The organism is Cupriavidus sp. TMH.W2 (assembly GCF_050847365.1).
Classification (GTDB): domain Bacteria; phylum Pseudomonadota; class Gammaproteobacteria; order Burkholderiales; family Burkholderiaceae; genus Cupriavidus.
The window spans coordinates 2,117,429-2,132,209 of the sequence record NZ_CP193793.1 but is presented as its reverse complement, the minus strand read 5'-3'; the positions used below and the strand labels follow the sequence as shown (position 1 = coordinate 2,132,209).

Here is a 14,781-nt window from a genome sequence, read left to right as displayed (position 1 = left end):
AGTTCACGCACTATCGTGCAGTTTTGCAGAGGAGACACCGCCGTGACCACCGCCCCCCGCGTCGACTACCAGACCGCCCCCTCCCAATACAAACATCTGAAGCTGACGTTCGACGGCCCCGTCGCCACGCTGGCGGTGGATATCGACGAGAACGCCGGCCTGCGTCCCGGCTACAAGCTCAAGCTCAACAGCTACGACCTTGGTGTCGACATCGAGCTGAACGACGCGCTCAACCGCGTCCGCTTCGAGCACCCGGAAGTGCGCACCGTGGTCGTCACCAGCGGCAAGGACAAGGTGTTCTGCTCCGGCGCCAATATCTTCATGCTGGGGGTCAGCGGCCATGCGTGGAAGGTCAACTTCTGCAAGTTCACCAACGAGACCCGCAACGGCATCGAGGACTCGTCGGCGCACAGCGGCCTGAAGTTCCTGGCCGCGGTCAACGGCGCCTGCGCCGGCGGCGGCTATGAGCTGGCGCTGGCCTGCGACGAGATCCTGCTGGTGGACGACCGCTCGTCGGCCGTGAGCCTGCCGGAAGTGCCGCTGCTGGGCGTGCTGCCTGGCACTGGCGGCCTGACCCGCGTGACCGACAAGCGCCATGTGCGCCATGACCTGGCCGATATCTTCTGCACTACCACCGAAGGCGTGCGCGGCCAGCGTGCCAAGGACTGGCGCCTGGTCGACGACATCGCCAAGCCGGCCGTGTTCGCGCAGAAGGTGCAGGAGCGCGCGCTGGCGCTGGCCGCGCAGAGCGACCGCCCGGCCGACGGCAAGGGCGTGGCGCTGGCCCCGATCGAACGCACCATCGAAGCCGATGCGCTGCGCTACACCCATGTGACGGTCGAGATCGACCGTGCCGGGCGCACCGCCACCTTCACGGTCAAGGCCCCCACCGGCGCGCAGCCGCAGGGCATCGACGAGATCGCCGCTGCCGGCGCCGCCTGGTACCCGCTGCAACTGGCGCGCGAACTGGAAGACGCCATCCTGTCGATGCGCACCAATGAACTGGACATCGGCACCTGGCTGATCAAGACCAGCGGCGATGCCGCCGCCGTGCTGGCCACCGACGCCACGCTGCTGGCGCACAAGGACCACTGGCTGGTGCGCGAGACCATCGGCCTGCTGCGCCGCACGCTGAGCCGGCTGGATGTGTCGTCGCGCAGCCTGTTCGCGCTGATCGAGCCGCAATCGTGCTTTGCCGGCACCTTCCTGGAACTGGCGCTGGCCTGCGACCGCAGCTACCACCTGGCGCTGCCGGACGACGAAGACCGCGCGCCGAAGATCACCGTGGCGGAAGTCAACTTCGGCCTGTACCCGATGGCCACCGGCCAGAGCCGCCTGGGCCGCCGCTTCTATGACGAGCAGCCCGCGCTGGACGCCGTGCGCGCCAAAGCCGGCCAGCCGCTCGATGCCGATGCCGCCCATGCGCTGGGCCTGGTCACCGCCAACCCCGACGACATCGACTGGACCGACGAAGTGCGCATCGCGCTGGAAGAGCGCGTGGCGATGTCGCCCGATGCGCTCACCGGCATGGAAGCCAACCTGCGCTTCAACGGCCAGGAAAACATGTTCACCCGCATCTTCGGCCGCCTGACTGCGTGGCAGAACTGGATCTTCCAGCGCCCCAACGCGGTCGGCGACAAGGGGGCGCTCAAGGTCTACGGCAAGGGCGACAAGGCCGCCTTCGACTGGAACCGCGTCTGATCCAGATTTACACGACAACCGAATCGTCCCCCGAAGGAGACCCCCATGTCCGGCATCAACTACAGCGACAAGATTCCCAACAACGTCAACCTGAGCGAAGACCGCACCCTGCAGCGCGCGCTCGAGCAATGGCAGCCCAACTACCTGAGCTGGTGGAACGACATGGGTCCGGAAGGCTCGCACCAGCATGACATCTACCTGCGCACCGCCATCAGCGTCGATCCGCAGGGCTGGGCCCACTTTGGCCACGTCAAGATGCCGGACTACCGCTGGGGCATCTTCCTGAACCCGGCCGAGGCCAACCGCAAGATCCATTTTGGCGACCACAAGGGCGAAGACGCGTGGCAGGACGTCCCCGGCGAATACCGCGCCAACCTGCGCCGCATCATCGTGACGCAGGGCGATACCGAGCCGGCGTCGGTCGAGCAGCAGCGCCACCTGGGCCTGACCGCGCCCAGCATGTATGACCTGCGCAACCTGTTCCAGGTGAATGTGGAAGAGGGTCGCCACCTGTGGGCCATGGTCTACCTGCTGCACAAGCACTTCGGCCGCGACGGCCGCGAGGAGGGCGAGGCCCTGCTGGAGCGCCGCAGCGGCCAGCAGGACAACCCGCGCATCCTGCAGGCGTTCAACGAGCAGACGCCTGACTGGCTGTCGTTCTTCATGTTCACCTACTTCACCGACCGCGACGGCAAGTTCCAGTTGTGCGCGCTGGCCGAAAGCGCCTTCGACCCGCTCGCGCGCACCACCAAGTTCATGCTGACCGAGGAAGCGCACCACATGTTTGTGGGCGAGTCCGGCGTGTCGCGCGTGATCCAGCGCACCTGCCAGGTGATGAACGAGCTCAAGACCGATGACCCGGCGAAGCTGCGCGCCGCCGGCGTGATCGACCTGCCGACCCTGCAGCGCTACCTGAACTTCCACTACAGCGTCACCATCGACCTGTTCGGCGCCGACGAGTCCAGCAATGCCGCCACCTTCTACAGCACCGGCCTGAAGGGCCGCTACGAAGAAGGCAAGCGCATGGACGACCACGTGCTCAAGGGCCAGACCTACCGCATCCTGCAGGCGCAGAACGGCCAGCTGAGCGAGAAGGAAGTGCCGATGCTCAACGCGCTCAATGAAGTGCTGCGCGACGACTACATCAAGGACAGCATGGCCGGCATCGAGCGCTGGAACAAGGTCATCGACAAGGCCGGCATCCCGTTCCGCCTGAAGGTGCCGCACAAGGCCTTCCACCGCAATATCGGCGCGCTGGCCGGGGTCAAGGTATCGCCGGACGGCCGCGTGATCTCCGATGCCGAATGGCGCGACTTCCGCGACCAGTGGCTGCCCACCGATGGCGACCGCGCCTTTGTCGCCAGCCTGATGGGCCGCGTGGTCGAGCCGGGCAAGTTCGCCAACTGGATCGCGCCGCCGGTGATGGGCATCAACCGCCAGCCGGTGGATTTCGAATACGTGCGCTTCAACTGAGCCACTGGCATTTCCCGCGCTGTGGGTTTGCTCGCCTCTCCCGCCTGCGGGAGAGGGGCGGGGGTGAGGGCGGGAGCATCAACGAAGCGCCGGTGCTTAAACCACCCCTCACCCCACCCCCCCCTGAGGGGAGAGGGGAACACCGAGGGCAGAGGATATTCGCCCTGCAAGCACTCTGAATTTGTGGAGACCGCCATGGACATGGCAGAAATTCAAGTCATCAAGCAGCACCTGATCGATCCCGAGATCTGCATCCGCTGCAACACCTGCGAAGCCACCTGCCCGGTGGGCGCGATCACGCATGACGCGCGCAACTACGTGGTCGATGCCGACAAGTGCAATCTGTGCATGGCCTGCATTTCTCCGTGCCCGACCGGCTCGATCGACAACTGGCGCGCCATGCCCCGCCTGCGCGCCTACAGCATCGAGGAGCAACTGGGCTGGGACACGCTGCCGGAAGAACTGTCCCCCGAGCAACTGGCCGACCTGGCGCCCGGCGCCGACGCGCAGGCCGCCGCGCCCGAAGCCGCGACGGCATCGCCGCTGGCCGGCACCGGCGAGGAAGTGTTCAACAGCGCCCGCTACGGCGCCACCGTGCCGCCGTGGTCCGCCGCGCACGCCTACACCAACCTGTATGGCGCGAAATCCGCGCACAAGACCATCACCGCCACGGTGACCGGCAACGCGCGCGTCACCGAGGTCGGCCGCGAGTACGACACCCACCATATCGTGCTGGACTTTGGCGCGACCCCGTTCCCGGTGCTGGAAGGCCAGTCCATCGGCATCGTCCCGCCGGGTGCCGACGCCAGCGGCCGCCCGCACCATGCGCGCCAGTACTCGATCGCCAGTCCGCGCAACGGCGAGCGGCCCGGCTACAACAACCTGTCGCTGACCATCAAGCGCGTGCTGCAGGACCACGACGGCAACCCCGTTCGCGGCGTGGCCTCCAACTACATGTGCGACCTGCAGGTGGGCGACAAGGTGGAAGTGATCGGGCCGTTCGGCGCCAGCTTCCTGATGCCGAACCACGCGCGCTCCAACATCGTGATGATCTGCACCGGCACCGGCAGCGCACCGATGCGCGCCATGACCGAATGGCGCCGGCGCCTGCGCAAGGCCGGCAAGTTCGACGGCGGCAAGCTGATGCTGTTCTTCGGCGCGCGCACGCGCGAAGAGCTGCCTTACTTCGGCCCGCTGCAGAACCTGCCCAAGGACTTCATCGACATCAACCTGGCGTTCTCGCGCACGGCGGGGCAGCCCAGGCGCTATGTGCAGGACCTGATGCGCGAGCGCGCGGCGGATCTGGCCGCACTGCTGGCAAGCCCCGACACGCACTTCTATGTTTGCGGGCTCAAGAGCATGGAAGAGGGCGTGGTGCTGGCGCTGCGCGACGTGGCGCAGCAGGCGGGGTTGCAGTGGGAGGCGCTGGCTGACGGCCTCAAACGTGAGGGCCGCTTGCACCTCGAGACGTACTGAGGGTTGGCCGCTCCGTCGTGTCGACGGGCGGGTCGGACGCGCGCATTCGATCAGGTATGTTTGGGGCGGGCCATGACCCGCTCGAGCGATGCTTTCAAATGGCGCTGCATGGCCGCTTGCGCTTGGATCGCATCGCGTGCTTCCAGCGCTTCGAGGATGTCCTTGTGCTCGTCGAGCGCGGCAGCCCACGTGCTTTCGCTTTCAAAGTGCCCGCGCAGCTTGGTTGACAGCGGACTATGCCGTTCGTCGAACAGTGCGGTGACGGTGCGCACCAGCACGTCGTTGCCTGTCATCTGCGCAATCGCGACATGAAACGCCCGGTCTGCGCCGATCGGAACCTGCCCGGCCTCAACTTCCTGCGCCATTGTTTCATAGATGCCGCGCAGCACCTTCAACGCCTTGGGCTTGCTGAAAGGCGCGACGCTCGCGGCAATGGCGCCTTCGATCACCGCGCGGGCGGCCATGATGTCGAGCAGGCTGTCACCGAGTTCCGTTTCCGGGGGCGCGGCATTGGCCGCTGCATTGGGCGTGGCGCAGATATAGACGCCGGAGCCCATGCGGATCTCGACCCGGCCTTCCAGTTCCAGCGCCACCAGCGCTTCCCGCACCGACGGCCGTGACACGCCCAGCCGTTCCGCCAGCACGCGCTCGGACGGCAAGCGTCCGTTTGGTGCGAAGTCCGGTTGATCGATCAACGCGCGCAGTTTGTCGGCGATCTGGAGATAGAGACGACGCGTCTCGGCAGGTTTGACAGCCACGGAGTGATTCCTATCAATGCGGGCGCCGGCTGCTTCTCGGCCGGCACAGGGTGCGGCGATTGTAAATCGAAGCCGTTGGCACTGGCACGTTCCTGCACCCGACTGCCGGCATTCGGAGTTTCCCTGAGTTCGGAAAATTGGCTTGACCAGTTTAGCAAATTTTTATATTTTTCGATCTGGTCAGACCAGACGCAATGTGTGACGCGCTGGTATTGCAGCACCCCAATCCGTCCCCGAGCCCGATGAAAACCGTCATTTGCGAAGAACCCGGCAAGCTTGCCGTCACCGACCAGCCCATTCCCGAAGCCGGGCCCGACGATGTCCTGATTCGTGTGAAGCGCGTGGGCGTGTGCGGCACGGATCTCCATATCTACACCGGCAACCAGCCGTATCTGTCGTACCCGCGGGTGATGGGACATGAGCTGTCCGGCATCGTGGAGTCGGCGCCGGCGGATGCGCGCGTGAAGGCGGGGGACCAGGTCTACGTGATGCCTTACCTGTCGTGCGGGCACTGCGTCGCATGCCGAGCTGGTAAGACCAATTGCTGCGTGAACATCCGCGTGCTCGGCGTGCATGCGGATGGCGGGATGGTCGAATACCTTGCTGTTCCGCAAGCATTCGTCTTCAAGGCCGACGGCGTCACGCTGGACCAGGCGGCAATGATCGAATTCCTTGCCATCGGTGCGCACGCAGTGGCGCGTGCCGACGTCAAGCCCGAGCAGCGCGTGCTGGTCGTGGGCGCCGGGCCGATCGGCATGGCCGTGGTGACGTTTGCGAAGCTGCGCGGCGCGCGGGTTGCCGTGCTGGATGGACGTGCCGACCGCCTGTCTGTCTGCGCCGAAGCGCTGAACGCCGACCACGCGGTGCTCCTGGATACCACCGAGGCCGCAACCGACGCCAAGCAGCTTGCCGAGCTCACGAACAACGAGTTCTTTGATGCCGTGTTCGACGCGACTGGCAACATCAAGGCGATGGAACGCGGCCTGGAATTTGTCGCGCACGGCGGCAAGTATGTGCTGGTGTCGATCGTCAGCCACCGCATTTCGTTCTCCGATCCGGAATTCCACAAGCGCGAGACGACCTTGCTCGCGAGCCGCAACGCGACGCCTGCCGACTTCGAAACCGTGCTCGATGCCATGCGCGCGGGCAAGATTCCCACGGCGGCGCTGAACACGCACACGCTCGCGCTCGGCGACCTGCCGGCCGAATTCCCCAGACTGCTCGATCCAAACGCCGGCGTCATCAAGGCGCTGGTCGCCTGCTGAACGCGGAGCGAGCGTCATGGGCAATCCGATTCTCCAGTTCGGCACCAGCCGATTCTTGCAGGCGCATGCGGATCTCTTCATCTCCGAGGCGCTTGGCGCGGGCCGAGCACTTGGGCATGTCACTGTCGTACAGACCACCTCCAATCCGGAAAGCCGCGCCCGCATCGGGGCATTGCGTGTGCAAGGGCATTACCCGGTACGGATTCGCGGCGTGCGGCGCGACACGGTAATCGACGCCACCACCGAATGCTCCGCCATCAGCGAGGCGCTCGATGCCAACACCGACTGGCCGCTCGTGCGCGAGCGCTTCGCACGCGATGCCAAGGTGGTGATCTCCAACACGAGCGACAGCGGTTACGCCAGCTTTACCGAAGACACCGCGGATCTGCTGGCGCCAGGGGCGCGCGTGCCGCTTGGCTTTGCGGCCAAGCTCGTGGTCTTGCTGCACGCACGCTTTGCGGCCGACGCAGCACCGCTGACGCTGCTGCCATGCGAACTCATCTCGAACAACGGCGACACGCTGCGTGCGCTCGTCGCCGATATCGCTCGCGAGTGGCTGGCCGATGCGGCCTTCGTCCGCTACATCGAGCAGACCTGCATCTGGGTGAACTCGCTCGTGGATCGCATCGTGTCGGAGCCGATCCGGCCCATCGGCGCCATTGCCGAACCGTATGCGCTGTGGGCCATCGAGCGCCGCGCAGGCATGGTGCTGCCGTGCGAGCACGATGCGATGGCGGTGACCGACGACCTGCCGCATTACGAACGTCTCAAGCTCCTGCTGCTGAATCTCGGGCATACCTACTTGGCCGAGCGCTGGCTTGTCGATGGCCGCCGGGCCGATGAGAACACGCTTCATGCAATGCGCGATCCGGCATTGCGCACCGATCTGGAATCGCTGTGGCGCGACGAAGTGCTGCCGGTCTTCGACGCGTCGGGCAAGGGCGACGCGGCGCGCGCGTACCTCGACGATGTGCGCGAGCGTTTCGAAAATCCGTTTCTCGACCACCGCCTGTCCGACATCGCCCGCAACCATGAGCAGAAGAAGGCGCGCCGCTTCCAGCCGGTGATCGACATGGCGCGCGAGTTTGGCCTGAACTTGAGCCAGCCGCGCCTGAACACGGCACTGCGCGTTTCGATCCCGGCTTGATGCAGCCGCACCGGCAGCTTCCCGCCAACGCGAAGCCGCCAACAGCATTCGATCACCCTGCGAGCCGCCGCCAGAGCGGACGCAACGAGAAAGACGGCCCGCCTTGACGGCATCACGGCGGGCTGCTTATACGACACGACAGATGCCGGCACCAAAGGAGACACAGTGATGAGGAAGATGCGATGGGTCGTCATATTGTTTTGTTTTCTGGCGATCGCCGTGAACTACGTCGACCGTGCGAATCTGGCGGTTGCGGCGCCTGAAATCCAGAAGGCACTCAACATCGGGCCCGCCGAGATGGGCCTGATCCTGAGCGGGTTCTTCTGGACCTACGCGTTCATGCAGATGCCATTCGGCTGGTTTGTAGATCGTGTCGGGGCGCGCATTGCGCTGCCGCTTGCTGTCGGCTGGTGGTCGCTGTTCACGGCCGTCACCGCATTCGCCACGAGCGTCGCCGGCATGTTCGGCTGCCGGCTGCTGCTCGGCGTGGGCGAGGCGGGTGCGTATCCGTCGTGCGCAAAGCTGGTCAGCCAGTGGTTCAAGCCGGAGCAGCGCGCGCTGGCCACCAGCATCTTCGACAGCGGGTCGCGCGTGGGCTCCGCGCTGTCGATTCCGCTGGTTGCGCTGATCATCAGCACGCTCGGCTGGAAGGCCGCGTTCGTCATCACCGGCCTGGTTGGCGCGGTGTGGATCGTCGGCTGGCTGATCATCTACCGCGCCCCCGCGCATGGTGACATGACGGGCGAGCACGACGTCGTGCAAGCACCGCAAGCCCGCGCTGCGGGGCAGGAAGTCACCTGGGGCTCGCTGTTCCGCCACCGCACGCTGTGGGGCATGATGCTGGGCTTCTTCTGCCTGAACTTCGTCATCTATTTCTTCATCACGTGGTTTCCCACCTATCTGGTGCAGACGCATGGCTTCTCGCTGAAGGCGCTCGGCACGCTCGGGATGATTCCCGCGCTGATCGCGATCCCGGGCGGCTGGCTGGGCGGCTTCGTGTCCGATGCGCTGTACCGCCGCGGCTGGAGCCTGACCGCCGCGCGCAAGACCTGCATGGTGGGCGGCATGCTGATGTCGTCGGCCATCACGCTGTCGGCATTCACCACCAACGTCTACCTGGTGCTGCTGTTCTTTGGCATTTCGTACGGCAGCCTCGCCTTTGCTGCCGCCAGCATCTGGTCGCTGCCCGGCGATGTCGCACCCACGCCGCGCCATGTGGCGTCGATTGGCGGCATCCAGAACTTTGCGTCGAACCTGGCGGGCATCTTCATCACCACCTTCACTGGCGTGATGCTCGAAATCACCAAGGGCTCGTTCACGATTCCGCTCATCGTTGCGGGCGGGTTCTGCTTCCTGGGTGCGTTCAGCTATCTGATGATCGTCGGCAAAATCGAGCCGCTGTCCATCGAGCCGGATGGCCGCACGATGCCGGAAGCCGCGCGCTCGTCGCTTTGATTCATTCTTTTCCCCCCGTTTTCGAGGCTGTTTCATGTTGACTTTAGCGTCCGCCGCGCAGGCGGTGATCCGCCTGCATCCCAATGACGATGTCGTCATCGCCACCCGGCAACTCATGTCCGGCACCCGGATCGACTCCGAAGCGCTGGTGGTGTCCGGGCTGGTTCCGCCGGGCCACAAGATCGCGACGCGCGACATCGCCAAGGGCGAGTCCGTCAAGCGCTACAACCAGATCATCGGCGTGGCGCGCGACGCTATTTCACGGGGCCAGCATGTGCACGTGCATAACCTGGGCATGGCGGAATTCGCCCGCGAGCACGCGTTCTGTGCCGACGCGCACCCGACCGCCTGCGTGCCGGAGCCTGCGCAGTTCATGGGCATCCGCCGCGCGGATGGCCGCGTTGCGACCCGCAACTACATCGGCGTGCTGACGAGCGTGAACTGCTCGGCGACCGTCGCGCGCGCGATTGCCGATCACTTCCGCCGTGACGTTCACCCGCAAGCGCTGGCGGATTTTCCGAATGTCGACGGCGTCATCGCGCTCACGCACGGACTTGGTTGCGGCATCGACATGCAAGGCGAGGGCATTGCCATCCTGCGCCGCACGCTGTCCGGTTATGCCGCGCATCCGAATTTCGCCTCGGTGCTGTTTGTCGGTCTTGGCTGCGAGACGAACCAGATCGGCGGCGTGCTCGAAACCGGAGGGCTGGAGGGTGACAAGACGCGCCTGCGCACCTTCACGATCCAGGACAGCGGTGGCACGCGCAAGACCATCGAGCGCGGGATCGCCATGGTGCGCGAGATGCTTGCCGATGCCAACCGCGTGCGGCGCGAGCCCGTTCCCGCATCGCACCTGTGCGTCGGGTTGCAGTGCGGCGGCTCGGATGGCTACTCGGGCATTTCGGCCAACCCGGCGCTGGGCGCGGCGGTCGACCGTCTGGTGCGGCACGGCGGCACGGCCATCCTGTCGGAAACGCCGGAAATCTACGGTGCGGAGCATCTTCTGACGCGCCGCGCAGTGAGTCCGGAGGTGGGCCAGAAGCTGCTCGCGCGCATCGCCTGGTGGGAGGACTACTGCAAGCGCAACGGCGGCGAGATGGACAACAACCCGTCGGCGGGCAACAAGGCCGGCGGGCTGACGACGATTCTGGAAAAGTCGCTGGGCGCGGTTGCCAAGGGTGGCACGACCAACCTGGTCGACGTGTACGAGTATGCGCAGCCGATCCGCGCCAAGGGCTTCGTGTTCATGGATTCGCCCGGCTACGACCCAACGTCGGCGACCGGCCAGGTGGCCTCCGGCGCCAACCTGATCTGCTTCACGACTGGGCGCGGCTCGGCCTACGGCTGCGCGCCGTCGCCGTCGCTCAAGCTGGCGACCAACACGGCGCTGTGGGAGCGCCAGGAAGACGACATCGACCTCAACTGCGGCGGCATTGTCGACGGCGCCGCCAGCATCGATGAACTGGGCGAGGCGATCTTCCAGATGATGCTGGACTGTGCATCGGGCACGCGGTCCAAGAGCGAGGCGCACGGCTACGGCCAGAACGAATTCGTGCCGTGGCAGGTTGGGGCGGTGATGTAACGGCGCGCAGCCGATATTACGAATGCTTCCCGAAGAGCTCAAAGGAAAGTCATCATGAAAATGACGTTTCGCTGGTACGGCGACACTGACCCCGTGCCACTGGCCCACATCCGCCAGATTCCCGGCATGGTCGGCATCGTTTCGGCCATCTACGATGTTCCCGTCGGCGAGGCGTGGCCGCTCGACAAGATCCTGGCGCTCAAGGACAAGATCGAGACGCACGGGCTCAAGCTCGAGGTGATCGAAAGCGTGCCGGTGCACGAGGACATCAAGCTCGGCAAGCCTACGCGCGACGCGCTGATCGCCAACTACGGGCAAACGCTGCGCAGCCTGGCCGCATGTGGGGTGAAGGTGGTTTGCTACAACTTCATGCCGGTGTTCGACTGGACCCGCACGTCGCTGGAAACGCGCCTGCCCGATGGCTCGACCACACTCGCATTCGATGCGCAGGCGATCGAGCGGCTGGATATCAGCAACGGCATCCAGTTGCCGGGCTGGGACGCGAGCTATCGCCCGGAAGAACTCAAGGCGCTGCTGCGAGAGTACGAGGCGCTCGACGAATCCGGGCTGTGGGCCAATCTCGAATACTTTCTGCGCGCGGTCATTCCGGTGGCGAAAGAGGCCGGCATCAAGATGGCGATCCATCCGGACGACCCGCCGCGCCCAATCTTCGGCCTGCCGCGCATCGTCAAGAACCGCGAGGACCTGCTGCGCCTGCTGTCCATTGTCGACGACCCCGCCAACGGCCTGACGTTGTGTTCCGGCTCGCTCGGTGCCGACCAAGGCAACGATATTCCGGCGCTCGTGCGGGAATTCGGCGGCCGTGGCCGCATCCATTTCGCGCATCTGCGCAACGTGAAGACCAGCGCCGACGGCGACTTCTACGAGACCTCGCACCGTTCGGCCGACGGCTCGCTGGACATGGCCGAGATCGTCAAGGCCTATGTCGAAACCGGCTTCGAAGGCTACGCGCGCCCGGATCACGGCCGGATGATCTGGGGCGAAACGGGCAAGCCGGGCTACGGCCTGTATGACCGCGCTCTGGGGGCGGTCTACCTGAACGGCCTCTGGGAAGGTCTCGCAAATCAATCGCCGGGCGCGACAAACAAATAAGGAACGGAATCGATGAGTACAACCACCACCATGCCTGCTGCCCAGCAGGCGTTCGAAGGCCGGCTTGCGGGCAAGACCGTGCTGGTCACGGCGGCTGCACAGGGCATCGGGCGCGCCTGCGCGGAACGATTTGCGCGGGAAGGTGCGCGCGTGGTCGCCACCGACATCCGCGTGGAGGCGCTCGAAGCCGCGCCTTTTGAAGCGCGACGCCTGGATGTGCGCGACAGCGCCCAGGTACGCGCGTTGGCTGACGCGCTCGGGCCCATCGACGTCTTGTTCAACTGCGCTGGTTTCGTCCATGCCGGCACGGTGCTCGAATGCAGCGAGGACGACTGGGATTTCTCGTTCGACCTCAACGTCAAGTCGATGTATCGGACGATCCGCGCCTTCCTACCCGCCATGCTGGAGCGCGGGCGTGGCTCGGTCATCAACATGTCTTCAGCGGCGTCGAGCGTGAAAGGCGTGCCGAATCGGTTCGTCTACGGCGCATCGAAGGCTGCCGTGATTGGCCTGACCAAGGCGGTGGCGGCGGATTTCATCGCGCAGGGCATCCGCTGCAACGCGATCTGCCCCGGCACCGTGACGTCGCCCTCGCTCGAACAACGCATTGCCGATCAAGCCGCAGCGCAGGGGAAATCGCGCGGCGAGGTCGAGGCGGCGTTCGTCGCGCGGCAGCCCATGGGGCGCATCGGCCGGCCTGAGGAGATTGCCGCGCTGGCGGCCTACCTGGCTTCCGACGAGGCCGCGTTCACGACCGGCCAGATCCACCTGATCGATGGCGGCTGGTCGAATTAATCCACACAGAGCAACTACCTTCTTCAACAAGTTGAAATGAAACTCCTGCGTTTTGGGCCGAAGGGCCAGGAAAAGCCTGGCGTGATCGACGCCGACGGCGTGATCCGCGATCTGTCTGGCGTGGTTGACGACATTGCCGGCGATGTCCTCTCCGATGCCTCGCTGGCACGGTTGCGCGAACTGGACTTGCGCGCACTGCTGGCCGTCCCGGGCGAGCCGCGCATTGGACCGTGCGTGGGGCAGGTGGGAAAGTTCATCTGCATCGGCCTCAACTATGCCGACCACGCCGCCGAATCCGGCGTGGCGGTGCCGAGCGAACCGGTGATCTTCAACAAATGGACCAGCGCGATCAACGGGCCGCACGACGACGTCGAGATCCCGCGCGGCTCGACCAAGACGGATTGGGAAGTCGAGCTGGGCGTCGTGATCGGCAAGCCGGCCAAGTATGTCGACGAGGCGAATGCACTCGACTACGTGGCCGGGTACTGCGTGGTCAATGACGTGTCCGAACGCGAATGGCAGCTCGAGCGCGGCGGCCAGTGGGACAAGGGCAAGGGCTTCGATACCTTCGGCCCGATCGGTCCGTGGCTGGTCACGCGCGACGAGGTGCCCGACCCGCAGGTGCTGGACCTGTGGCTGGAAGTGGACGGTCATCGCTACCAGAACGGCAACACGCGCACCATGATCTTCAGCGTCGCAAAGCTGGTGTCGTACGTGAGTTCGTGCATGAGCCTGCAGCCGGGCGATGTGATCTCGACGGGCACGCCGCCGGGCGTCGGGCTCGGCATCAAGCCGCAGCCAATCTATCTGAAGTCTGGACAGGCCATGCGCCTGGGCATTACCGGGCTTGGCGAGCAGCGGCAGTGGACCATTGCCGCACAGTAAGAGTGTCCGGCGCGTTTCGCACTTGCTCAAGCGTTTCCTGTGAGGCGCCTTACGGCGCGGCGTGGTCACGGGCGGCGGCTGCATGGCTGCCGGCCCGGAAGCGCTTGCGCAGGACATGGCCCGCATTGAGCAGCGGGCCGTGAGCCGCTTCCACGTTCCGGCGCAGATAGTCCTCACTGGCATCGAGCAGCGCCAGGTACATGGCGCTGCACAGGCCGCGCGCCGTGCGGCCGGGCCAGTCCGCCGGAAGCAGCACTTCCGGCAGGTTGGGGTCGCGCAGCAGCACGCGCCGGTATTCGTGAACCAGCAGCGTGCGCAGGAAAAAGGCATCCGCCGGCGCCAGCTGCGCGGCTTCGTCCAGCAGCGGTGAAAAGCGACGCAGCAGCGCCTGCCATGCGGCGGCTACGTCTCCCAGCTTGAAGGTCTGTTGCATCAAGACCTGCAGCGGCCGGGGCGAGAACGCTTCCAGGCTGCGGGCCTCCATCACCGCCACATACTCCTGCGCGTGTGTCGCCTGCACGATCTCGCGCAGCGACGCCAGGTCGGCATTCGGGTGAGCCAGTACCCCCGGCGCAATCGCACCGAACCCTTCCCACAGCAATTCCCGCTTCAGGCGCTGCCGGATCGTGGCGCGCACGTCACTGCGCGCTAGCACCAGCGTCCAGCGGCCGTCCCACTCGGGCGCCTCGCCCGCGTAGATGCGCTTGCCGGCGTGCAGCACACGCTGCAGGCCGGCTTCCGACAACCCATAGTAGCTGCGCCGGCCGATGCGCGTGGCGGCCAGCCAGTCATCGGCAGTGAGGCGGAAGGTGGCGGTGCGCACCAGCCGGTCATTGATGCCGAACGGCGCCGCCAGGCGGATCAGGCTGCCCAGCCAGACCGCCTGGGGCCGCGGCGCGACCACGTCGCCGAACAGCGTCACCAGCAGCGAGTTGGCGCCCAGCTTGAGCCCGCGTGCCAGCCGCGTCACGCGCGGGGAAACCGGATCCGGGTCGGGCTTCGCCATCGGCGAGTCTCCAAAAGTGATACACAAACGTCGATTGCTTGAATCAAATTGTATCACTACCATCCATTTCAACTTACGAGATTGACGCAGATCAAGACGTCGATCACGGGCAAAACAGGTGGAGC

12 protein-coding genes are annotated in these 14,781 nt (G+C 65.5%); 10 read left to right on the top strand and 2 right to left on the bottom strand.

The window, feature by feature from the left end:
• Positions 1-42 precede the first annotated feature (42 nt).
• From boxC to boxA, 3 genes are all read left to right on the top strand, one after another.
• Entirely contained in the window at positions 43-1,701 is a 1,659-nt protein-coding gene (gene boxC, locus ACREYQ_RS27135) for a 2,3-epoxybenzoyl-CoA dihydrolase (protein WP_432261063.1), read from the top strand.
• 45 nt (positions 1,702-1,746) lie between these two features.
• Positions 1,747-3,174 (top strand): benzoyl-CoA 2,3-epoxidase subunit BoxB, encoded by a 1,428-nt coding sequence (boxB, locus tag ACREYQ_RS27130; RefSeq protein ID WP_432261062.1) that lies wholly within the window; start codon positions 1,747-1,749, stop codon positions 3,172-3,174.
• 195 nt (positions 3,175-3,369) lie between these two features.
• Positions 3,370-4,650 (top strand): benzoyl-CoA 2,3-epoxidase subunit BoxA, encoded by a 1,281-nt coding sequence (boxA, locus tag ACREYQ_RS27125; protein ID WP_432261061.1) that lies wholly within the window; start codon positions 3,370-3,372, stop codon positions 4,648-4,650.
• Between the two features lie 50 nt (positions 4,651-4,700).
• Here the strand turns inward: boxA and ACREYQ_RS27120 are convergent, their stop codons facing one another.
• The gene (locus ACREYQ_RS27120) at positions 4,701-5,408 is read right to left on the bottom strand and encodes a FadR/GntR family transcriptional regulator (protein ID WP_432261060.1); all 708 of its coding nucleotides are present in this window, start codon (positions 5,406-5,408) and stop codon (positions 4,701-4,703) included.
• Between the two features lie 242 nt (positions 5,409-5,650).
• On the opposite strand from ACREYQ_RS27120, the gene ACREYQ_RS27115 reads away from it, so the two are divergent.
• The 7 genes from ACREYQ_RS27115 (at position 5,651) to ACREYQ_RS27085 (ending at position 13,650) form a co-directional block, all read left to right on the top strand.
• On the top strand, positions 5,651-6,673 hold the full coding sequence (locus ACREYQ_RS27115) for a zinc-binding alcohol dehydrogenase family protein (protein WP_432261059.1): 1,023 nt from the start codon (positions 5,651-5,653) through the stop codon (positions 6,671-6,673).
• A 16-nt stretch (positions 6,674-6,689) separates the two neighbouring features.
• Positions 6,690-7,820: a mannitol dehydrogenase family protein gene (locus ACREYQ_RS27110; RefSeq protein WP_432261058.1), complete on the top strand. Its 1,131-nt coding sequence runs from the start codon at positions 6,690-6,692 to the stop codon at positions 7,818-7,820.
• A gap of 168 nt (positions 7,821-7,988) precedes the next feature.
• Positions 7,989-9,275 carry an MFS transporter gene (locus tag ACREYQ_RS27105; RefSeq protein ID WP_432261057.1) on the top strand — a complete coding sequence of 429 codons (1,287 nt, stop codon included), beginning with the start codon at positions 7,989-7,991 and terminating at the stop codon, positions 9,273-9,275.
• Positions 9,276-9,309: 34 nt separating this feature from the next.
• Positions 9,310-10,857, top strand: coding sequence for a UxaA family hydrolase (locus ACREYQ_RS27100; protein WP_432261056.1), 1,548 nt, complete (start codon positions 9,310-9,312; stop codon positions 10,855-10,857).
• 54 nt (positions 10,858-10,911) lie between these two features.
• Entirely contained in the window at positions 10,912-11,970 is a 1,059-nt protein-coding gene (gene uxuA / locus ACREYQ_RS27095) for a mannonate dehydratase (RefSeq protein WP_432261055.1), read from the top strand.
• Positions 11,971-11,982: 12 nt separating this feature from the next.
• Positions 11,983-12,765 (top strand): SDR family oxidoreductase, encoded by a 783-nt coding sequence (locus tag ACREYQ_RS27090; RefSeq protein WP_432261054.1) that lies wholly within the window; start codon positions 11,983-11,985, stop codon positions 12,763-12,765.
• A gap of 36 nt (positions 12,766-12,801) precedes the next feature.
• Entirely contained in the window at positions 12,802-13,650 is an 849-nt protein-coding gene (locus ACREYQ_RS27085; RefSeq protein WP_432261053.1) for an ureidoglycolate lyase, read from the top strand.
• A 49-nt stretch (positions 13,651-13,699) separates the two neighbouring features.
• Here the strand turns inward: ACREYQ_RS27085 and paaX are convergent, their stop codons facing one another.
• Positions 13,700-14,656 carry a phenylacetic acid degradation operon negative regulatory protein PaaX gene (gene paaX / locus ACREYQ_RS27080; protein WP_432261052.1) on the bottom strand — a complete coding sequence of 319 codons (957 nt, stop codon included), beginning with the start codon at positions 14,654-14,656 and terminating at the stop codon, positions 13,700-13,702.
• Positions 14,657-14,781: the final 125 nt, after the last annotated feature.

Bases quoted from the DNA above. Each gene is read 5' to 3' on its own strand.
- ACREYQ_RS27105 (WP_432261057.1), top strand. From the start codon at position 7,989: ATGAGGAAGATGCGATGGGTCGTCATATTGTTTTGTTTTCTGGCGATC.
- boxA (WP_432261061.1), top strand. From the start codon at position 3,370: ATGGACATGGCAGAAATTCAAGTCATCAAGCAGCACCTGATCGATCCC.
- ACREYQ_RS27110 (WP_432261058.1), top strand. From the start codon at position 6,690: ATGGGCAATCCGATTCTCCAGTTCGGCACCAGCCGATTCTTGCAGGCG.
- ACREYQ_RS27100 (WP_432261056.1), top strand. From the start codon at position 9,310: ATGTTGACTTTAGCGTCCGCCGCGCAGGCGGTGATCCGCCTGCATCCC.
- paaX (WP_432261052.1), bottom strand. From the start codon at position 14,656: ATGGCGAAGCCCGACCCGGATCCGGTTTCCCCGCGCGTGACGCGGCTG.
- ACREYQ_RS27090 (WP_432261054.1), top strand. From the start codon at position 11,983: ATGAGTACAACCACCACCATGCCTGCTGCCCAGCAGGCGTTCGAAGGC.
- boxB (WP_432261062.1), top strand. From the start codon at position 1,747: ATGTCCGGCATCAACTACAGCGACAAGATTCCCAACAACGTCAACCTG.
- ACREYQ_RS27085 (WP_432261053.1), top strand. From the start codon at position 12,802: ATGAAACTCCTGCGTTTTGGGCCGAAGGGCCAGGAAAAGCCTGGCGTG.
- uxuA (WP_432261055.1), top strand. From the start codon at position 10,912: ATGAAAATGACGTTTCGCTGGTACGGCGACACTGACCCCGTGCCACTG.
- ACREYQ_RS27115 (WP_432261059.1), top strand. From the start codon at position 5,651: ATGAAAACCGTCATTTGCGAAGAACCCGGCAAGCTTGCCGTCACCGAC.